This is a genomic window from Pontibacter ummariensis (genome assembly GCF_900188175.1).
Taxonomy (GTDB): Bacteria; Bacteroidota; Bacteroidia; order Cytophagales; family Hymenobacteraceae; genus Pontibacter; species Pontibacter ummariensis.
The window spans coordinates 91,868-113,889 of the sequence record NZ_FZOQ01000010.1 but is presented as its reverse complement, the minus strand read 5'-3'; the positions used below and the strand labels follow the sequence as shown (position 1 = coordinate 113,889).

Below are 22,022 nucleotides of genomic sequence, written 5' to 3'. Positions count from 1 at the left end.
TTTAGCCAGAGAAGCCATGACACCGGTGATACAACCCCTGCAGCACTGGCTGCAGGGGTTGCTGTTTTTAGCCGTCCCTGCTAAGCTTGCTAACAACGGACACAACAGCCGCTGTAGCCTTACTATCCGTACGGTAGACGCTATAAGCCTGAACAAAATCAGCGCAGCAACATACCAGGGAAGGGCGCAAAGCCGTTCTACAGTACGCGTATCTTACCCATATTAAGTGCCTAAGCAGCATGACTTAGGCTGTACTATTTCGAGCCAGTCTCTATATGAACTTTGAGAAGAGCTTAAGTAGCGGTAACTTGCGGTGTTTTTGGTGCCTTACTTGAATAACCAACATGATTTACAAGGGCGTTCTGTTTGTCTTCTTGTTCCTGTTCCTTTTCTGTGTTCCGGCAGCCTATTCTTTTTCTAAAACCGATAGCCTGCTCCACGAGCTCAGCCGGACGATTGAGAACAGAGAGGTATACGTAAAGGAAAAGCAGGATCGGATTGAGCGTCTGAAGAATATTGTGTCAAAGAATGAGCTCTCGCTGGTACAGCAGTTCGATATCTATAATAAAATTCACAGCGATTACAGGGCCTTTCAGTTCGATTCGGCCTTTACCTATGCGCAGAAGCTTCAACTAACGGCCAGGCAGCTGCAAGACCCCGTTAAAGAGGCCTATGCCAGGCTCAAGTTAAGCCTCACGCTGCTATCATCAGGAATGTTTAACGAGGCGCTGGACTCGCTGAACGCTGTACATCCTAACACCTTACCCGATAGTATAAAAGTAGACTACCATGCGTTAAAAGCGCGTGCCTACTACGACCTTTCCGCATATACGCAGAGTGCCTATTACTCTCCCCGCTATAAGGAAGCAGGAGGGCAGCATGTAGACTCAGCCCTGGCACTGTTAAGCCAGAATACCTTGCGGTTCTATGCGTTAAGAGGTCTGAAGCGTGAAACCACTTCGGAACCGGGAGAGGCAAGAGAGGACTTTCAGACGATTCTGGACAGGTTTCATCCTTCGCTCAATCAGTATGCCATGGCGGCCCATTCCCTTGGTGTTATCTATAGCAAGCAGGGAGATGTAGACAAGGCGATCGAGATGCTGGCAAGGGCAGCCATTGCCGACATAAAAGCATCCGTTACAGAAGGAGTAGCTCTGATGACACTGGCAGAGTACCTGTATCAGCATGGGGATGAAAGCAGGGCCTACACCTATATTAAACAGGCCCTGAAGGATGCTGATTTCTATGGTGCCAAGCAACGTAAAATTCAGGTGGCAGCCATTCTTCCGGTGATAGAAGGAGAGCGCCTGGCAACGGTGGAGAGTCAGCGAACCCGTTTACTAATCTTTGCCATTGCGGTGTCGGTCTTGTCGCTGCTCGTTGTGGTGTTTGCCTATATTATTTTCAAGCAGCTAAGACAGTTAAAGCAGGCTAAGAGAACCGTAACAGAGGCAAACGTCAGGTTACAGGAGGTGAACTATAAGCTGACGCGCATGAATGAAAAGCTTCAGGAGACAAATGATGAGCTCCTGGAGGCAAACAGGATCAAGGAAGAGTACATCGGCTACTCTTTTAACATGTACACAGAGTACCTCGATAAAATTGAGAAGCTGAAAAAGTCTGTTGACAGAAAGCTGATGAACAGGAAGTTTGACGAGATCAGCCATGTAATGGACTCCGTGAACATGAAGAAAGAGCGGGAGGCCCTGTATCAGAGTTTTGACAAGGTGTTCCTCAAGCTGTTTCCTGATTTTGTCAAAGTCTTCAACTCCTTCTTTAAAGAAGAAGACAAGTTTTTGCTGAAGGACAACCAATCGCTGAATATAGAACTGCGGATCTTTGCGTTGATCCGAATCGGGATCAACGACCATGAGCAGATTGCCAAGATACTGGAGTACTCTGTCAGGACCATTTACAATTATAAGACGAAGGTCAAAAACAGGTCCATCATCTCTAACGACGAGTTTGAGCAAAAAGTAATGGAGATACGGGCAATTGAGCCTGCTCCAGTACTGTAGTAGCCCTATTTGCCCTCTTTCTTACCTCTCCCTCTCCAGCACCCGTTTAGCACCCATTGTTGCTTTAGTAGACGACTCCTCTAAGAGCAGTACGGCTGCTGCTGTTGTACCTGCTGTCCTTACTTTGCTGTAGCCTGCTCTACTCAGTGGGCTGCTCCTATTACTACTGCTCCGTTCCTGTCTTGAATCCCCCTTCTTCTTTAGGCGCTTCCTGCCTTTTATAAAGTTATAACACAGGGTGGATATGGCTTCTGTGAGCCCCACTAACTGCTGATTTAATGGGTAAATAGGGTTACTTAGTAGTTACTTTTTCAGAGGTAGGTTGGTGTGTTAATTTGCATATTATCAGTGTGTTGCATGTTACGTGAGTGGTTACTTTTTACTTTTTAGGTCAATAAATTGATCTTGCTTCTGTAGGCATGCAGATTTGTAGCTATAGAGCAGTGAAACAGGAAAGCTTTTGCTGCTCCTATTGTTTAGGAAGCTTGTTAAAGCTTGTAAAGCCTGTTAAAAAGTAAAAGTTGTAGTTCCACTTAATTCAATGCATGCATAATATGAAGCGAAACGTACCCCAATGGTTCCAACGGGTAATGCCTGGCCTCTTTCCTCCTTCCAATCCAGGGAAGGCTGATGGCAGGTATAAGCCCTCGTCTCTTTCTTTTGTTTTCATTTTTCTCACTGCGCCAGTGTTAACCCAGGCAGGGCTTGCCATGGGCGGAACAACTGGAGATGCCAGTGCCGGTAGCCCAGTGGGCAAGACAGACTTTGTTCGGACATACAGTGAGGCCAGGCTGCGTCCTGTGCAGGCTGATGTTACAGTGTCTGGCCGTGTAACAGACGCATCTGGGCTTGCTTTGCCTGGTGTAACGGTGGTTGTACAGGGCTCAACACGCGGTACATCATCAGATGTTAACGGTAACTACAGTCTTACAGTGCCAACGGGTGCTACGCTTGTCTTTTCTTACATCGGCTACACCACACAAACAGTACCGGTAGGCAAGCAGGCAAAGATTAACGTTACCATGCGTGAGGATGCAAAAGCCCTGCAGGAACTCGTCGTGATTGGCTACGGCACACAGAAGCAGGAAGATGTTTCCGGCGCAGTAACGGCGGTGGGTGCAAAAGACTTCCAGAGCGGTAACGTTACGACCCCCGAGCAGTTGATAACCGGTAAAGTAGCCGGGGTGCAAATAACGTCGGGTGGCGGACAGCCCGGTTCCGGTAGCTCCATCCGCATCCGGGGAGGCGCTTCCCTCAACGCCAGCAACGATCCGTTGATCGTTGTGGACGGTGTGCCGCTTTCGGGTTATGGTATTTCGGGCGCGTCGAACCCGCTTAGCCTGATCAACCCGAATGACATTGCCACCATGACCATCCTGAAAGATGCCTCAGCCACGGCTATCTATGGTTCGCGGGCATCTAACGGTGTTGTGCTTATTACCACTAAAAAAGGAGCGAGCGGAAAGCCTGCTATCAACTTTAACTCCCAGTTTATTACGTCCAGCGTTAGTAAGAAGGTAGATGTCCTAAGCGCAGACGAATTCCGGGCTTATGTAAACGAGAAGGGCACTGATGCACAGAAAGCGCTTTTAGGGGCGGCAAACACTGATTGGCAGGACGAAATTTACCAAACGGCAACCGGCACCGACAACAATCTGAGTGTTTCGGGTAGCTTAAAAAACATGCCGTACCGTGTGTCTGCCGGCTACCTGAATCAGGAAGGTGTGCTGCGAACAGATAAGTTTGAACGTAAGTCCGCCGCTGTAAGCCTGACACCAGAGTTCCTGGATAACCACCTGAAGGTTGACGTAAATGTAAAGGGCTCCATCACCAACACCCGCTTTGCTAACCAGGGCGCGATTGGGGCCGCTGTTGCATTCGACCCAACGCAGCCGGTGATGGCCGAAGGGGGAAACCAATGGGGCAATTACTTTGAGTGGGCGACGACTGACAACGAAGGCAACGTGCTCTTAAACCCGAACGCCTCCCGCAACCCGGTGGCTTTGCTGGAGCTAAGAGACGACCGCAGCGAAGTGCAGCGTAGCTTTGGTAATGCTCAGATTGATTACAAGTTCCACTTTTTACCGGAACTGCACGCTAACCTGAACCTGGGCTATGACGTGGCCAAGGGCCAGGGCACCATCTTTGTGCCGGCTGAGGCAGCTCAGAGCTATAATGTGGATCCTAGCCTTTCAGGTGTGAACAACAGGTACCTGCAGCGGGTAAACAACAAAGTGGTGGAGTTCTACCTGAACTATACGAAGGACCTGGCAGCGATTAAAAGTAACATCAACGCCACCGCAGGTTATGGCTTCTACGATAACAGCACCAAAAACTATAACTATGCGAGCTTTAGTGCCATCGGGGATACCATTCCTGGTACGAAGCCAGTGTTCCCTTTTGATATTCCGCAGAACAGGCTAAAGTCGTACTACGGACGTCTGATCTACACCTTCAAGGATAAATATACCTTTACGGGCACACTACGGACGGATGGTTCTTCCCGCTTTTCGCCGGAAAACAGGTGGGGTGTGTTCCCATCTGCATCCGTTGCCTGGCGTGTGAGCGACGAGCCGTTCCTGAATTCCGTTCGTTCGCTTTCTGACCTGAAGCTTCGCTTGAGCTATGGTATCACAGGGCAACAGGAAGGCATCGCCAACTACTCTTACCTGTCGATCTATTACCTGAGCGTTCCTTCTGCACAGTACCAGTTAGGGAATGACTTTTACTACATGTATGCTCCTTCTGCTTATGATGCCAACATCCGGTGGGAGCAGACAGCTACTGCCAACGCCGGCTTAGACTACGGCTTCCTGAACAACCGTATCAGCGGCTCGATTGATGTTTACTACAAAAAAACAGAAGACCTGCTGAATGTAATCTCTGTGCCGGTAGGCTCTAACTTCAGCAACCAGATCCTGACCAACGTGGGCAACATCGAGAACAAGGGCTTGGAGTTCAGCATCAATGCGATTCCGGTGGACAAAGAGGATCTGACGTGGAACGTTGGGTTTAACCTTACGGCAAACAAAAACAAGATCACGAACCTGACGGCCTCTGAGGATGCTTCTTTTGCCGGCAACTTAACCGGAGGTATTGCTGGCGCAACGGGGCAAAGCATTCAGATCAACTCAGTTGGCTACCGCACTTATTCCTTCTATGTGTATAAGCAAGTGTATGACGAGAACGGAAACCCGATTGAAGGAGTTTATGCAGACCTGAATGAGGACGGCATCATCAACGACGAGGACCGGTACCGATATCAGTCAGCAGCTCCTTTGGTTACCTTGGGCTTTAACACGCAGGTGGAGTATAAGAAGTGGAATCTCAGCACTATTCTGCGTGCGTACCTGGGCAATTACATGTACAACAACATTGCCTCTAACTTAGGTGTAGAACGCAACATCCTGAACCCGTCTGGTTTCCTGGGCAACAGCAGCACCAGCTTCTACAACACGCATTTCTTCAACAACCAGTACCAGTCAGATTACTACATCGAGAACGCTTCTTTCCTGCGGATGGACAACGTGACACTGGGTTACAACGCCGGCAGAGTGTTCAATGCAGCGGACCTGCGCCTGAGCCTTACTTGCCAGAACGTGTTCACGGTGACAAACTACTCTGGGGTTGATCCGGAGATTGGCAGCGGTATTGACAACAACTTCTACCTGAGACCAAGAACCTTTGTGGTAGGCCTGAACTTTGGCTTTTAATCCATCACAATCCTTAAGAAACAGAAATGAAAAGATCATTTATAAAAATGTCCGGAGCGACGGCTATCTTTTTAAGCTGCCTTACCGCTTGTGATACGGACCTGGACCTAACTCCAACCAACGCCACCACTTCTACTGTCGTTTACAGCACACCGGCTGGCTATAAGCAAGTGCTGGCCAAAGTATACGGCGCCTTTGCCTTAACGGGCAGTGGCGGTTCCGGTAGCTCTGACCTGGCTGGTATAGATGCCGGTACGTCTGACTTCCTGCGCCTGTACTGGAACGCCCAGGAGCTAACCACCGATGAAGCCCACGTTACCTGGAACGACCCAGGCCTGCCGGACTTCCATAATTTGAGCTGGACCTCCAGCAACACCATGCTGACCGGCTTGTACAACCGTATTTTCTTCCAGATCACCCTGGCGAATGAGTTCATCCGGGAGTCTACAGACGGGAAAATAAGTGAGAGAGGCATTTCAGGAGTTGATGCGGAGAACATCAGAAAGTACCGGGCTGAGGCGCGTTTTCTGCGGGCTTACCAATACTGGGTGGCCATGGACCTGTTCGGTAACCCACCTTTCATTACGGAAAATGACCCAATCGGCAAATACATTCCGCCGCAGATTTCCCGTGCAGAACTTTTCGATTATATAGAGTCTGAGCTGCTGGACATCGAGTCGCAATTGGTAGCACCGCGCCAGAATGAGTATGGTCGGGCTGACCAGGCTGCCGTTTGGGCATTGCTGGCACGCTTGTACCTGAATGCTGAAGTTTACACGGGCGAGGCACGTTATACCGATGCCATTACCTACGCCAGCAAGGTAATCGAATCCGACTATACGTTGGAGGACAACTACCGCGAGCTGTTCCTGGCAGACAACCATGTGGATAACACCGAGACAATTCTGTCTATTAACTACGATGTGGTGAATACGCAGAACTACGGTGGTACGACCTACATCATTAATGCTGCAACAAGTGCAGCCATGAACCCGGCTGCCTTTGGTATACCAGGTGGTGGATGGGGCGGTATCCGCTCTACTAAAAACCTGCCGCTGCTGTTCCCTGACCAGAGTGGAGCCACGGATGAGCGTGCCATGTTTTATGGCGATAAATTGGAGATAGATGAGCCTTCTGCCTTCACGGATGGACTGAAAGTGACTAAGTTTAGAAACGTTACGTCTACCGGTGCTACACCTGCCCCGGGGGGTACGTTTACCTCAACCGACTTTCCGTTGTTCCGCCTGGCCGAAATGTACCTGGTGTATGCGGAGGCTGTGCTGCGTGGTGGTGCCGGTGGCGACATGAGCACGGCTGTCAGCTACGTCAATACCCTGCGCACCCGGGCCTTCGGCGACAACTCGGGTAACGTAAGCAACATAAGCCTTGATTTTGTGCTGGAAGAAAGAGGCCGGGAACTGTACTGGGAGGCTTCCCGTCGTACGGACCTCATTCGCTACGGTAAGTTTACAGATGCATCGTATCTGTGGCCTTGGAAAGGTGGTGTGAAAGCCGGCCGGGGGGTAAGTGAAACGTACAAGCTGTTCCCTATTCCGTCAACGGATATCATCGCCAACACCAACTTGGTGCAGAACCCTGGTTATTAATCTTTCTTAAAAAATTAAAGAGAAAATGAGAACGCATTTCATGAAACATATAGCCTTGTTCGGTTTACTGCTCTTTCTTTTTTCGTCTTGCGAAAAAGACGAAGTGAGAGTAGTGGCTAATGCCGAAGGAACAGGTGCTTCGCTGTCAGCTTCTGCTAACAGCGTGGTGCTGGAGAAAACTAAGGCCGCTGACAAGGCCATAGACTTTACCTGGACAAAAGCTGACTTCGGGTATAGCGCCGCCTTGACAAACACCTTGCAGTTAGACCTGGCCGGCAACAACTTTTCCAATCCAAAAGAGGTTGTCTTTGCCGGGGGGATCAATGCGAAAAGCTACACAGTCATAGAGCTGAACGCCCTGTTGTTGTCCATGGATTTGCCAACCGGAGCCAACTCTAACGTGCAGGCACGTTTAAAGTCAGTAGTAACAGGTACCGATGCCATGGCGCCGGTGTACTCCAACGTGATTGACTTAACGGTAAACCCTTACCCGCTGATTTCATTTGTATATGTGCCGGGAGCTTACCAAGGCTGGACCCCGGCATCGGCGGATAGCCTGGTTTCGCTTACCAGCAACAACATTTACACAGGGGTGATCAACTTCCCGGCTGGTTCTACAGAGTTTAAGATTACGCCAGCTAAAAACTGGGATGTAGCCTATGGTGATGCCGGAAACGGAACCGTTAGTACATCGGCCGGTAGTAATTTATCAGTGCCGGAGGCAGGCATGTACCGCCTAACCTTAAATTTAAACGACTATACCTTTGCTGCTGTAAAACACAGCTGGGGGATAATCGGTAGCGCTACTGCGGGTGGCTGGGATGCGGACACCGACATGATCTACAACAACGGTACCCAGACCTGGTCGCTTACAACAGACCTGGCTGCTGGTGAGATAAAATTCCGCCTGAACGATGATTGGGGCACCAATTATGGCGGTTCTAATGGGAACCTGGTGCAGGGCGGAGACAACATTGCCATTGCATCTGCGGGCCGTTATAAAATTACCTTTAACTTAAATAACAACACGTACACTGTTGTAAAGCTTTAAGCAAGTTTCCCGGGAACAAAGCTGCTCCCGGGAAATTTTTATATTAATCGGCTTTCAGGCTTTCCCTTGTTGCTCCTCTCGGAGAGGAGGCAAGCACCAGGAGGGGAAATAATAACACAGGTTACCCGTTATCAAGGCAGCATGTAAACTTGCTGCGAAGCTAAAGAGTGGCAGGATTAAGCACCTCTTGTTCGGCAAAAGCTAACAAACAGTAAATCCTGGATTCGTTTTCTCATCTGTTCTTGCAACACTTATCAGGTTCAGGTAGCCGGATATGGTTTATTCTGCTGCCTGGCTGTTTGCCAGCCTTACCCCTTTATAGCTTCTCTTTTTGGCTTTAGCCCAGTATAATGACCTTTTCTTTCAATATGAATTATTTATTTAAAACGAAGCATATCCCAGCTGCTTGTCTTCTGAGTATGGCATTCGTTCTGTTTGCTGCCTGTTCAGACAAAGACGAAGAAGTTGCCCCCACCTTACCTGCAACTGAAAGTGCAGTACCTTCTGAGGAGGTGATGATGCAGGCTTTTTATTGGGATGTGCCAGCCGGAGGAACCTGGTGGGACCATGTAAATACTAAGCTGGACTCCTGGGCAAGTGCTGGTATTACCACCGTCTGGCTTCCGCCTGTTACGAAAGGGCAGAGCGGCCAGTACTCCATGGGCTATGATCCCTTTGATTACTTTGATTTCGGGCAGTACAACCAGCACGGAACAACAGAAACCCGGTTTGGCTCAGAAGCAGAGCTGGTTTCTTTGCTGCAAAGCGCCAAGTCCAAAGACATAAAGCTCATTGCGGATATTGTCTTAAACCATAATTCGGGCGGAGACTCGGAGTTTAACCCTTACACCAACAAGAACACCTGGACGAAGTTTAGCCCGGCCTCAGGTAAGTTTAACAGAACCTATGAGGACTTTCATGCGAATAGGGTGCACGCCGCAGATGAAGGCTTCTTCGGTGGATTCTCCGATCTATGCCATGATGTACAGTACGTCCAGAATTGGCTCTGGAACAGGCCGGATGGAGTAGGCAAGTACTACAAAAACACGCTTGGGTTTCACGGCTGGCGGTTTGATTATGTAAAAGGCTTTCACCCAAGCGTCGTGAAAAAATGGAATGCTGCCGTTGGCGGGGTTTCCATTGGGGAGTACTGGGATGCTGACGTTGAGCTCGTGTATAACTGGTGCCTGGAAGCTAACAGTGGGGCCTTCGACTTCCCGCTGTACTATGCTTTAGACAAAGCTTTGGATGAAAACATGATGTACAGGTTAGAGAATAAAGGCCTTATCGCGAAGGACCCATCTTTGGCTTACACTTTTGTGGCGAACCATGATACAGATGAAATCTCAGCCAGGAATAAGTTACAGGCCTACGCCTACATTTTAACCGCCGAGGGTACGCCTTTTATCTTTTACAAGGACTATGAGACCCTCTTAGATAAAACAAAGCTGAACACCCTGATCTGGATCAAGAAAAACCTGGCGGCAGGCTCGAGCACTAAGCTATTTGCCAGTGCGACGGAGTACATTTTTAGTAGAAACGGTACACCAGGGCTGGTTACCTACATAAACAACGGTACCGCTGATAAAGAGCGGAAAGTACAAACGCGTTGGGCCAATACCGTACTGAAAGATTTTACAGGGATAAACCCGGACATAACAACAGATGCAAGTGGACTCGTGACGATTCCAAGCAAAGCAAACAGCTACGCGGTTTATTCTCCGAAATAGCAAAAGGTGAAAGCCATAGTAGCTTACTCTAAAGTTACTCTGTTGGAACATTTACTAAAAGCAATAGCTTATAAATAAGATACTTATATGGCGAAGGAACAGATTACCTTTACCTTCTGTATCAAATAATTGATGTTGTTTGCTGTATGCTGCAAGTTTGTACAAGCCTTGCTGTTAGTTACTAGATGAACAGCTTGTTTAGCTAAGATCAAAGAACATCAGCTACTATAACTGAATTATAACATGCCCTATACACCTGTAGCAGAACAGGGATAGGCACTACTTACCCTGCAATTACATGAAAAGCTTAACCCTTAAGTCAAGCGTTCTTTTTGCACTACTTAGCCTAGGCGCATGCCAGACACAGAAGCAAAACACCATCGATGTGGCTACTGCTGTAAGTGTAAGAAGCACTAGCCCTGTCTGGCAGTCGGATGCTTATACTTTGTACCGCGACAGCGTGGTGCAGGGGGAGTACGTGGCGCGTGCGCTGTCGCATACAGAGCTTACGTCCAATTACAAAAGCCCGGCCAACGCCTTTCTAAGTCCGCGTGTCACCTTTAAGTTCGCCATCAATGGGCGCGACAACGAGATGGTATCGGGGCAAGACCACCATTTCAGCTGTCTTGCCAGCGATGGCTCCTGTGTTACGCCAGTCATCACCTTTGGGCAGCAGTACAACGACAAGGCGGAAGTTCCGAATGATGTATACCTGGCTCCCAACACCGAGATGAAAGTGCGCCTGGATATGCGCCCGGTATTGCAGGCTTTTGAAAAGCAGGGCTACTACACCACGCCCACCGGAGACAGAATTTACAAAGAAGACTTTAAGGGCGTTTACATTGCCGGTGGCACAGCACCCCTGAGCTGGGATTTCGATAACCTGGGCAGGAACGACGGTGCCAAGTTGCAGGATGCTGATGGGGACGGGATCTACGAGATCGCACTTAACCTAAACAGTCCGGAAGATGATAAGGCAACTGCTACGCACTGGCAACTGAGCAGGGACATCTCTGCTTTCCCGCAGTACACTTCCGATTATCCGCTCATGGATGCGCTTTATAACATGGCGCTGGAGGAGATGGAGAAAGACATAGAGGCGGACAGTACTTTCAGGACCGGAAAGGAATGGGCAGGGGTCTGGACAAGGGACATTAGCTATAGCATTTTGCTGGGCATGGCGCAATTGCAGCCGAAGGTATCCATGTACAGCTTGATGCGCAAGGTGAAAGACGGGCGTATCATTCAGGATACCGGCACGGGGGGAGCCTACCCTGTGTCTACAGACCGCATGACCTGGGCGGTTGCTGCCTGGGAGGTGTACAAGGCCACGGGCGACAAGGAATGGCTGCGCAAAACCTACCAGATCATTAAGAACTCATTAGAGGCTGACTATAAGAACGCCTATGACCCGGAGACGGGGCTGGTACGGGGTGAATCCTCGTTCCTGGATTGGCGCGAGCAGACCTACCCACGCTGGATGCAGCCGGTGGATATTTACGAGTCGGAGAACCTGGGCACCAACGCTGTGCACTACCAGGCAAATCAGGTGGCCGCCCAAATGGCGGAGCTACTCGACGATAAAGAGGCTGCCGCCAGGTTCAGGGAGGTGGCCAGCCGTATCAAAAAGGGCATGAATGAACTGCTGTGGCAGGATGAGAAAGGCTACTATGGGCAGTACCTCTATGGTCGCAACTATAAAGTGCTGTCGCCACGGGCAGAGGCCTTGGGGGAGGCCCTGTCTGTGCTGTATGGCGTAGCCGATGAGGAGCGCCAGAAAACAGTGGTAGCCAGCACGCCTGTAACGGATTATGGTATCCCGAGCATCTTCCCACAGATTCCGGGTATTCCGCCTTACCACAACAACGGCATCTGGCCTTTTGTGCAGGCCTACTGGAGCCTGGCCTCGGCTAAGGCTGGTAACGAGAAGTCTCTTGCCGAAAGCATGAGTGCCATCTACCGCCCAGCAGCCCTTTTCCTGACAAACAAGGAAAACTTTGTAGCCAGCACTGGAGATTATGCCGGCACACAGATTAACTCCGACAGGCAGTTGTGGAGCGTGGCGGGCAACATCGCCATGATCTATAAGGTGCTGTTCGGCATGGACCTGCAGGCAGACAAACTGGTGCTGAAACCCTTCGTGCCGGAAGCCTTCAAAGGAAACCGTAAGCTAACGGGCTTCAGGTACAGAAACGCGTTACTCAACTTTGAGATGAGCGGCTATGGCAATGAGATCAAGACCATCACGATGGATGGCAAGCCGCTGGAGAAGGCCGAGATCCCGGCCAACCTCACAGGCGAGCATACCATTAAAATCGAGTTGGCCAACAACCAGGTAGGAGGGGATGTGAACCATGTCGCCATGTACACCTCACCGGAAACACCAAAAGTAACTTATGCATCAGGCAAGCTCAGCTGGCCAGCCGTAGAGGATGCCGTGGCTTACCTGGTTATTAAGAATGGGGAGGAACTGGAGAAAACTGAAAGCACAAGTCTGGATGTGGAAGTGAATGGTTACGCCGAGTACATGGTGCTGGCCGTGGACCAGAATGGTGTCACTTCATTTGGTAGCGAGCCTGTAGTAGTGGTGCCGGAGAAGTCTAAGCTGGTATACGAGGTGGAGAAGTTCGCCCCGAAAGCTACTTACGCTTACCGCGACTATTCCGGTACCGGCTTTGTAGAGCTGAGCAAGCAGCAAAACAGGCAGGTGCAGGTAAAGGTGAACGTGCCGGAGGACGGTGTCTACGCCATCGATTTCCGCTACGCCAATGGCAATGGCCCCATCAATACGGAGAATAAGGCTGCAATCCGCACCCTGAAGAAAGACGCTAATTTCGCGGGAACCATCGTGCTGCCACAGCGCGGTAAGGAGGAATGGAGCAACTGGGGCTTTACAAACGCAGTGGAAGTGCCCCTGCAAAAAGGCAGCCATACCATCTCCCTCACCTTTGAGCCTAACAACGAGAACATGCATGGGGAGATTAACCAGGCGATGGTTGATTACATGCGCATGGTGAAGATCAAGTAAGAATTTAAAGCTCTCTGGTATTAGTACCTCTTCCGGATAAGCCTGACTTTGGGGAGGAACTGTTAGACCAGGCAAACCGATTTACCTTCTAAGGCTGGTAATGGCCTTATTTTTGATTAGTAAGAGAAACGAGGACCAAATAAACCATAAACTAAATATGAATACACCACGAACGGCAAGCCTTGCCGTACCTAACTATGGATTCCTGCGCAGGTTGTTCTTACTCCTGCTTCTCTTTGTCTTTTCGTTGGGACTGAGAGCACAGGTGATCACATCACCCGATAAAAACCTGACCTTAACCTTTAAGCTGGACGATAACGGAGCACCGGTTTATCAGCTGAGTTATAAGAAGAAGCCTGTTATCAAAACAAGCCGATTAGGTCTGGAAACAAAGGATGCAGGTTCCTTTATGGAAGATTTCACTGTGGTAGATACCAAGCAGACTTCTGTAGACGACACGTGGAACCCGGTATGGGGCGAGCAGAAGACCATCCGCAATAACTACAACGAACTGCTGGTAACACTGGCACAAGAGGAGCCAAACGACCGCCTGATGCGTGTCCGCTTCCGTTTATTTAACGATGGTCTGGGTTTCCGCTATGAGTTTCCGAAGCAGGAGAACCTGAAGTACTTTATCGTGAAGGAGGAGAACACCGAGTTTAACCTGACCGGTAACCACAAGATTTTCTGGATACCAGGAGACTACGACACAAACGAGTATGCCTACACAACCTCTAAAATCTCAGAGATTCCGCAGCTGATAGAGAAAGCCACGCATGATGTGCATGCCCAGCAGCCTATCAAAACATCCTTGGCGGTACAAACGCCTTCTATGATGAAGTCTGATGACGGCCTGTACATTAACATTCATGAGGCGGCGCTGGTGAACTACCCGGCCATGCAGCTGAATGTGGATGAGAAGAACTTTAAGATGAGCGCACACCTGACGCCAGATGCGGTTGGAAACAAAGGCTATCTGCAGACTGACGCGCACACGCCATGGCGTACGGTTGTCGTGAGCGATAAGGCTACCGATATCCTGGCTTCTAAGCTTATCCTGAACCTGAACGAGCCAACGGCTTATGAAGATGTATCCTGGATCAAGCCGATCAAATACATTGGCGTGTGGTGGGAGTACTTCGTAGCGGGTAAGAGCACCTGGGCCTATGGCACGGAAACAAACGTGAAGCTAGGTGATGATTTCAACAAGCTGACCCCGAGCGGACGCCATGGTGCTACGACCGAGAACGTGAAAAAGTATATCGACTTTGCCGCCGAGAATGGTTTTGACGCTGTGTTGGTGGAAGGCTGGAACGTGGGCTGGGAAGACTGGTTCGGTAACTGGAAAGAAGAAGTATTCGACTTCGTTACACCTTACCCAGACTTTAATGTGAAGGAGCTGCAGCGTTATGCTGCTGAAAAAGGGGTGAAGGTGATGATGCACCACGAAACCTCTGGTTCTGCTACAAACTACGAGCGTCGTCTGGATGAAGCCTTCCAGTTCATGAAAGACAATGGCTACAATGCTGTGAAGACTGGTTATGTAGGTAAAATCATTCCAAGAGGCGAGCACCACGACGGGCAGTCTATGGTGAACCACTACATCCACGTTGCCAAAGAGGCCGCCGATTACCAGATCATGGTGAACAGCCACGAGGCCGTTCGTCCAACGGGTCTGCACCGTACATACCCTAACTGGCTGGCGCAGGAGTCTGCCCGCGGCACGGAGTTTGAATCGATGGGTGGCCTCGCCCCAGATCATACGACTATTCTGCCTTTTACCCGCATGATGGGTGGCCCTATGGATTATACGCCAGGTATCTTCCAGACAGACCTTTCCTATTACGGAACAGGCAGCAACCAGCGCGTGAATACGACCCTGGTAAAACAGCTAGCCTACTATGTAACGATGTATAGCCCGCTGCAAATGGCTGCGGACATGCCGGAGAACTACAAGCGCTTCCCGGATGCTTTCCAATTCATCAAAGATGTGGCTGTGGATTGGGATGAGACGCATATTCTGGAAGCTGAGCCAGGCGATTACGTAACGATTGCCCGTAAAGCGAAGAACAAAAACGAGTGGTATGTGGGAGGCGTTTCGGATGAAAACCCTCGTACGGCAACGATAAACTTCGATTACCTGCCAAAAGGCAAAAACTACATCGCTACGATTTATGCCGATGGAAAGGATGCCAGCTATGACAAGAACCCACAGAGCTACACAGTTCGCAAGGTTTTAGTGAACTCAAAGAGCCAGCTGAAGCAGCGACTTGCCTCTAGCGGTGGGGTTGCCATCAGCGTAAAAGAAGGTACCAAAGAGGAAATGAAGGGCTTAAAGAAGATCTAAGTTTTAAGCCAACCGATACAAAGGCCTGCAGATAAGATCTGCAGGCCTTTTCGTTTTTATGCTTTTTACGAGTTTTTCTCTATAAGACTAGCTTTGTAAGGGGAGGGCGGTAATACGAGAGCAGGATCACTAATAATGGTATTACGCTTGCTTCAAAAGTCTTTTACAACTTGTGCAGCATAGCTGTTTGCAGGCTTTTCGCCTCTCCGGCTGGGCTTTAATCTCTTCTTGATAAGAAAACAGAGGGCCCCTACCCCCACTCGCTGAACGCTCGAACAGTGGAGTGTCGAAATATGCACCTGGCAAGCTTGTCTGCCCTGCAGCATGTAGGATCCCAGGCGCTCGCAGGAGCTGCGCACACTGCGAGGTCTTCACTGTTAATAAAATGCTATAGCTTATCCTTTACTGAATCGAAGAGAAAAACTTCTCCAGTTTTTCTGCGAGGCGCCGGGGGTAGGGGCCCTTTGTTTGGCGGTTTCCGGTGCTCAGCATGCTGAGCATTGCGCAGCGACAGCGAGGAAAGGAAGACGGCACAGCGCTGAGCGGGAAAACGCGCCCTCGCTTCAGAAGGGCCCCTACCCCAGACGTGGAGCGCATAACAGAAACAATGAAAAGGGACATCAATAAGCCTATAGGATAAGCAGAAGCTACGCCAGCTTAGGTAAATCCACTCTTTCCACATTAGCGAATGTTTACAACAAGAGTCACCACAAACAATGCATAACTTCTAAAAGCTACTCTATTAAATGCTATAAAAAAGTGAGTTCTAAACCCCTTCTTCCAAAAGCAATTGAAGCAAAGACAGATAGCCCTTGCAGCAGTTTCTTATACAGCTACAGCTAGAAATTCATTTAAATAGTTCTAGTCCTGCATATTTTTTATAAATTAAGTACTCAATTACCTATTGTAAAGGAGAAATGCCTTTACTTGATAAGCTGTACTTGCAAGGCCGCTGTTGCCTGGTCCTGATGCCTTTACTTAAAGAATAAAATGAAAAAGCCGGCTTTTGTTCTTTCGCTGTTGGTAGCCTTACTGCCGCTCCTGGTCTTGGCCCAAATTCCGAATCCGGTTTTGCCAGCAGAGCTGACGACAAAGCCCTGGCCTGCCCAATGGATCGCAGTAGCTGGTGAACCGGCAAAAGCGTATGGGGTGTACCATTTCCGGAAGAGCATCGATTTGCCAGCCAAGCCAGCCTCTTTTCTGGTGCATGTTTCGGGTGATAACAGGTACAAGCTCTTTGTAAACGGGCAACAGGTCTGCTTTGGCCCTGCCCGTAGCGATGTTTTTCACTGGAATTTTGAGACCGTTGACCTGGGCCCTTTCCTGAAGCAAGGCAACAACACACTGGCAGCTGTGGTGTGGAATTACGGAGAGGCGATGCCGGTAGCACAGATGAGTTACCGGACAGGTTTTATTCTGCAGGGAAATGGGGCAGCAGAAAGGATTGCTGACACGAACAGTTCCTGGAAGGGCATGCGCAGCAAAGCGTATACCCCTATCCATACCAACCTACATACTTATTTTGTGGTTGGGCCGGGAGAGAATATTGATGCAGCAGACTATCCCTGGGGCTGGGAGGCAGAAGGATTTGATGACAGCCAATGGACCGCTGCAAGTACGATTTCACCTGGCTTGGTTGGCGGTTTGTTCGAACCCTGGTATGAGGGCTGGCACCTGCAGGCCCGGACTATCCCCGCCATGGAGCTTAGTCCGGAACGCCTAGCCAGCGTCAGGAAAGCAACTGGTGTGTCTGTTCCGAAAAGTTTTCCACAAAAAGCAGCTGCTTTTACCATTCCTGCTCATACCAAGGCAACGCTTATCCTTGACCAGGGAGTTGAAACAACGGCCTTCCCGGTGCTTAGCACCAGTGGAGGGCAGGGGGCTAGCATTTCGTTACGATACGCTGAGTCCCTCTTCAACGATGAAGGGAAGAGCCTAGGAGAAACCAAGCAGAAGGGCGACCGCAACGAGGTAGCGGGAAAAGTATTTATTGGGTATGAAGACAAATTCATTCTGGAAGGAGGCGAGGCCCGCACGTTTGAGCCGCTCTGGTGGCGCACCTACCGCTACCTGCAAGTGACAGTAGAAACGAAAGATCAGCCTCTAACGATAAATGACCTTTACGGGCTATACACCGGCTATCCGTTCAAAATGCAGGCAAGGTTTGAGGCCGGGCGGCCCGAGCTACAGAAGATACTGGAGGTAGGCTGGCGCACGGCGCGCTTATGTGCGCACGAAACGTATATGGACTGCCCCTACTATGAGCAGTTGCAGTATGTGGGTGATACCCGCATTCAGGCCCTGGTCTCCTTGTTTAACAGTGGCGACGATCGATTGGTACGAAACGCTATCAACCAGGTCCGGCAGTCACACGGGTTGAGCGGCATTACCCAGAGCCGTTATCCAAGCCATAATCCCCAGTATATCCCGCCCTTTTCGTTGTGGTGGATCGGAATGGTGAACGACTACTGGAAGTACCGGGGTGATGAGGCTTTTATACAAGAACAACTGCCGGTAACAAGGGCTGTTATCAGTTTTTTCGAATCGAAGCAGCAGGAAAACAGCGCGATGGGCATGGTGCCTTACTGGAACTTTACAGACTGGGCAGAAGCACCAGGTTGGAAAGCGGGCATGGCCCCAAAAGCGGAAGATGGCACCTCTGCGGCCCTTGATTTACAACTACTGCTGGCCTACAAAGAAGCCATGCCGCTGGAGCAGGTGGTTGGCCTGCCGGCATTTGCACAGCATTATGAACAGAAGATAGCAGCGCTAAAACAAACGATCAGAGAACTGTACTGGGACGAAGGGAAAGGCTTGTTTGCTGACACGCCCAACAAGAACAGCTTTTCGCAGCATATCAACACCTTCGCGGTGCTAGGTGGCGTGGTGGAGGGGGAAGAAGCCCGGCACGTGATGGAAAAAGTGCTGCGCGACACCAGCCTCACGCAAGGCTCTATTTATTTCAAGTATTACCTGCATCAGGCGGTTGCCAAAGCCGGTTTAGGTGATCAGTACCTGCAGTTGCTGGATGAGTGGCATACTCAGTTAGCAAAAGGACTAACGACATGGGCGGAGCAACCAGAACCTACCCGCTCCGACTGCCATGCCTGGGGCGCCAGCCCAAACATTGAGCTCTACCGCATCGTGCTGGGTATTGATAGCAATGCGCCCGGCTTTAGCAAGGTGCGCATCGCCCCGAACTTAGGCAACTTGAAAGAAGCTAGCGGTTCTATTCCGCATCCACAGGGGCAGATAAAGGTGAAGTACAGCCTCAACCGGAACAACCGGTTAAAGGCAGAGATTAGCTTGCCCGACCGTGTGACAGGCACCCTGGTATGGAAGGGCAAAGAAGTAGTGCTGACAGGAGGAGAAAAGAACAGTGTGGTGCTTTAATTTATCTAAACAGTCATAAACAATTATAAGCCATCTAACAACGGAAGTTATATCTATGAAATTGACTAATTCTAGGGGTAAACGGAGCAGGATGTCTCTTGCCCTGGTTTCTCTGCTTGTGGCAGGTACTGCAGTGTTTAGTAACAGCCCAGCCTCAGCCCAAACCTCTTCCAAAGGCTGGACGAAGCTTTTTGACGGGAAGACGCTGAACGGATGGAAACGGGTAGCCGGGGAGGCCTCTTATGAGGTGAAAGATGGGACCATTGTGGGCACTGCCGTGATGAATACTCCGAATACCTTCCTTATTACAGAAAAAGAGTACGGGGACTTTGTGCTGGAGCTGGATGTAATGCTGGAGAGCGATCAAAGCAATTCCGGTGTACAGACGAGGAGCCACTACGACCCCAGCGGAAACAACGGAAAGTGTAGGGTATATGGCAGGCAGGTAGAGTTCGACCCTTCTGCCCGTGCCTGGAGTGGCGGGATCTACGACGAAGCACGCCGGGGCTGGTTATACCCGCTCACCCTTAATCCCAAGGCTCAGCAGGCTTTCAAAGTAGGGGAGTACAACAGGGTGCGGATCGAGAGCATCGGAAATGAAACGAAGACCTGGATCAATGGCGTGCCGACTGCCTACGTGGTGGATACACTGGATGACAAAGGCTTTATAGGCCTGCAGGTACATTCGGTAAGCAGTGCAGAACAGGCCGGCAAAAAGGTATACTTTAAGGACATCCGGATCAAAACCAAGGACCTCAAGCCAACTCCTTTCCCGGCAGGGGTGTACGTGGTGAACAATGTGCCGAATACCTTGACGGACTACGAAACGCAGCATGGGTGGAAGCTTCTGTTCGACGGTAAAAGCACGAAGGGCTGGAAGGGTGCCTATAAAACTGCCTTTCCCGAAAAAGGCTGGCAGGTGCAGGATGGCATGCTGACGGTGCTTCCTGCAGGAGGGGGTGAATCAACGAATGGGGGTGATATTGTGACCACAGACAAATACAGCGCGTTTGACCTTTCTTTCGACTTTAAACTGACACCAGGTGCCAACAGCGGCGTGAAATACTTCGTGACACTGAGTGAACATAACCCGGGTTCGGCCATCGGGCTGGAGTACCAGGTGCTAGACGACAAACTGCATCCTGATGCCAAGATGGGCCGGGATGGGAACCGTACCCTTGCTTCGCTGTATGACCTGATCACGGCCGATAAGCAGGAACGCTTTCTCCGTCCGATAGGAGAGTGGAACAAAGGGCGGGTCGTGGTATACCCGGACAACAAAGTCGAGCATTATCTGAATGGAGTAAAGGTGCTGGAGTATACCAGAGGGGCAGAGGAGTATCGCGCCTTGGTAGCCAACAGCAAGTACAAAGACTGGGAAAACTTTGGTGAAGCGCCGGAAGGGCACATCCTGCTACAGGACCATGGCAATAAGGTGAGCTTCCGAAGTATCAAGCTAAAAGAGTTGTAATAAACGAAACACCCGGCTAGGCTTTGTGAATGGCTAAAGATGTCAAAGCGCTGGGCCTGAATCGGGTTTAATCATCAAACAAAACCAAGGTATGGTAAACAAGGCAAACAACTCCCGCAGAGACTTTTTGAAAAAGGCTGCGTTGGGCACCCTCGGCTTCTCTATCATGGGCTTCAGTGCGAAGAGCTATGGGAGAATATTAGGAGCGAATGACCGCGTGCAGGTCGGCATTGTCGGCTTCTCCAACAGGTTCCGCGACTCTTTGTTCCCTTCGTTCATGAACTATAACAAGGACCTTAACTTTGAGTTTATCGGGGTTTCCGATATTTGGAACCGCCGGCGCGAAGAGGCAGAGGCTTTTGTGAAGGAAAAGGCTGGGATCAAGCTAAAGAAGTACCGCAACAACGATGAGTTGTACCGGGATAAAGACATAGACGCTGTGATCATCAGCACGGCTGACTTCCAGCATGCCCTGATGGGAGTGGAGGCTGTCCGAAACGGGAAAGATGCCTATATTGAAAAGCCGCTGGCCGAGACCATGGAAGATGCCCGTGCGATTTTAAAAGCCGTGGAAGAGACCGGCAAGATTGTGCAGATTGGCTCCCAGCGCCGTAGCGCGCCTAATTATATTGCTGCCAACGACTACATCCGTTCAGGAAAGTTCGGAGACATTAAGATGGTGGAAATGACCTGGAACGTGAACCAGCCCGGGCGCTGGCGCTTACCGGAACTCGTAAAACAGATCCGGCAGGAAGACACCGATTGGGACCGTTTCCTGATGAACCGGCCGAAGGTAGCCTGGGACCCACGAAAGTACCTGGAGTACCGCTTGTTCTGGCCTTATTCCTCCGGTATTCCAGGGCAGTGGATGTCGCACCAGATCGATACGGTGCACTGGTTTACAGGTTTAGAGCATCCGCGTAGCGTAGTAGCTAACAGTGGCAACTATATGTGGCAGGATGGCCGGGAGAATGCTGATACCATGACGGCTGTGTTTGACTATGGTCCGGCAGGTGATCCGTCCAAAGGTTTTCAGGTGGTGTACTCGTCCCGCTTCAGTAACTCGGCAGGTGGAACAAAAGAGCTGTATTATTCCAACGGAGGCATGCTGAACCTGGACACAAACAAAATTACACCAGAAGGAGGCTTAACACAGGACATGGCCCAGGCCATGGGCATGCAAGCCAATCTGCTGGAGCCCTACACCCTCCCAAGCGACATCAAAGCCGCCACAGGTGCCAACACCGGAGGCGATCCTATGACTTCCCTGCACATGAAAAACTGGATGGAGTGTGTGCGCAACCGTCAAACCCCTAATGCTTCTGTACGGGCAGGTTACAACCATTCCGTTGCCAACATCATGACCCGCATTGCCATGCATACGGGTAAGCGCGTTACCTTTGATGATGCAAAGCAGGATGTGGTGATGAGTTAAGGCTAGGATTAGTTTTACTATAAAAAAGAAGAGCTACACACTTATGTATGTAGCTCTCCTTTTTTAGCCTGATACTGTCAGGAATAACTTGTAAAAAGAGTGAGTCCGATCTTTTTAGATTAAATGGAACAGCCTTTCGTTCCTGTCATCCTGCAAGGGGCTTGTGAGCTATTCGCAAGTAAGAAACAAGATCCTTGCAGGATGACAAAAGAGAGTAGCTGTCTCACTT

General features: G+C 50.2%; 11 protein-coding genes. All 11 read left to right on the top strand.

Annotated elements, in window-relative coordinates; translation table 11 throughout:
• The first annotated feature begins 344 nt into the window (after positions 1-344).
• The 11 genes from CHB92_RS12090 to CHB92_RS12045 all read left to right on the top strand — a co-directional run bounded on the left by CHB92_RS12090 (position 345) and on the right by CHB92_RS12045 (position 21,793).
• A complete protein-coding gene (locus tag CHB92_RS12090; RefSeq protein WP_089319473.1) occupies positions 345-2,018 on the top strand; it encodes a DUF6377 domain-containing protein in 1,674 nt (557 codons plus the stop codon).
• Between the two features lie 554 nt (positions 2,019-2,572).
• Complete coding sequence (locus CHB92_RS12085) at positions 2,573-5,731, top strand: SusC/RagA family TonB-linked outer membrane protein (RefSeq protein WP_179223027.1); 3,159 nt, start codon at positions 2,573-2,575, stop codon at positions 5,729-5,731.
• Between the two features lie 26 nt (positions 5,732-5,757).
• Positions 5,758-7,338: a RagB/SusD family nutrient uptake outer membrane protein gene (locus CHB92_RS12080; protein ID WP_089319471.1), complete on the top strand. Its 1,581-nt coding sequence runs from the start codon at positions 5,758-5,760 to the stop codon at positions 7,336-7,338.
• A gap of 40 nt (positions 7,339-7,378) precedes the next feature.
• Entirely contained in the window at positions 7,379-8,389 is a 1,011-nt protein-coding gene (locus tag CHB92_RS12075; protein WP_089319470.1) for a SusE domain-containing protein, read from the top strand.
• 350 nt (positions 8,390-8,739) lie between these two features.
• Positions 8,740-10,119: an alpha-amylase gene (locus CHB92_RS12070; protein ID WP_089319469.1), complete on the top strand. Its 1,380-nt coding sequence runs from the start codon at positions 8,740-8,742 to the stop codon at positions 10,117-10,119.
• 298 nt (positions 10,120-10,417) lie between these two features.
• Positions 10,418-13,147: an alpha-L-rhamnosidase-related protein gene (locus tag CHB92_RS12065; RefSeq protein ID WP_089319468.1), complete on the top strand. Its 2,730-nt coding sequence runs from the start codon at positions 10,418-10,420 to the stop codon at positions 13,145-13,147.
• A 157-nt stretch (positions 13,148-13,304) separates the two neighbouring features.
• The gene (locus CHB92_RS12060; protein WP_089319467.1) at positions 13,305-15,494 is read left to right on the top strand and encodes a glycoside hydrolase family 97 protein; all 2,190 of its coding nucleotides are present in this window, start codon (positions 13,305-13,307) and stop codon (positions 15,492-15,494) included.
• A 490-nt stretch (positions 15,495-15,984) separates the two neighbouring features.
• A complete protein-coding gene (locus CHB92_RS25820) occupies positions 15,985-16,134 on the top strand; it encodes a hypothetical protein (protein WP_179223025.1) in 150 nt (49 codons plus the stop codon).
• Between the two features lie 350 nt (positions 16,135-16,484).
• A complete protein-coding gene (locus CHB92_RS12055) occupies positions 16,485-18,887 on the top strand; it encodes a family 78 glycoside hydrolase catalytic domain (protein WP_089319466.1) in 2,403 nt (800 codons plus the stop codon).
• Between the two features lie 55 nt (positions 18,888-18,942).
• The gene (locus CHB92_RS12050; protein WP_245842509.1) at positions 18,943-20,358 is read left to right on the top strand and encodes a 3-keto-disaccharide hydrolase; all 1,416 of its coding nucleotides are present in this window, start codon (positions 18,943-18,945) and stop codon (positions 20,356-20,358) included.
• A gap of 91 nt (positions 20,359-20,449) precedes the next feature.
• On the top strand, positions 20,450-21,793 hold the full coding sequence (locus CHB92_RS12045) for a Gfo/Idh/MocA family protein (protein ID WP_089319464.1): 1,344 nt from the start codon (positions 20,450-20,452) through the stop codon (positions 21,791-21,793).
• The last annotated feature ends 229 nt before the right edge of the window (positions 21,794-22,022 follow it).

Bases quoted from the DNA above. Each gene is read 5' to 3' on its own strand.
- CHB92_RS12090 (WP_089319473.1), top strand. From the start codon at position 345: ATGATTTACAAGGGCGTTCTGTTTGTCTTCTTGTTCCTGTTCCTTTTC.
- CHB92_RS12085 (WP_179223027.1), top strand. From the start codon at position 2,573: ATGAAGCGAAACGTACCCCAATGGTTCCAACGGGTAATGCCTGGCCTC.
- CHB92_RS12080 (WP_089319471.1), top strand. From the start codon at position 5,758: ATGAAAAGATCATTTATAAAAATGTCCGGAGCGACGGCTATCTTTTTA.
- CHB92_RS12075 (WP_089319470.1), top strand. From the start codon at position 7,379: ATGAAACATATAGCCTTGTTCGGTTTACTGCTCTTTCTTTTTTCGTCT.
- CHB92_RS12070 (WP_089319469.1), top strand. From the start codon at position 8,740: ATGACCTTTTCTTTCAATATGAATTATTTATTTAAAACGAAGCATATC.
- CHB92_RS12065 (WP_089319468.1), top strand. From the start codon at position 10,418: ATGAAAAGCTTAACCCTTAAGTCAAGCGTTCTTTTTGCACTACTTAGC.
- CHB92_RS12060 (WP_089319467.1), top strand. From the start codon at position 13,305: ATGAATACACCACGAACGGCAAGCCTTGCCGTACCTAACTATGGATTC.
- CHB92_RS25820 (WP_179223025.1), top strand. From the start codon at position 15,985: ATGCTGAGCATTGCGCAGCGACAGCGAGGAAAGGAAGACGGCACAGCG.
- CHB92_RS12055 (WP_089319466.1), top strand. From the start codon at position 16,485: ATGAAAAAGCCGGCTTTTGTTCTTTCGCTGTTGGTAGCCTTACTGCCG.
- CHB92_RS12050 (WP_245842509.1), top strand. From the start codon at position 18,943: ATGAAATTGACTAATTCTAGGGGTAAACGGAGCAGGATGTCTCTTGCC.
- CHB92_RS12045 (WP_089319464.1), top strand. From the start codon at position 20,450: ATGGTAAACAAGGCAAACAACTCCCGCAGAGACTTTTTGAAAAAGGCT.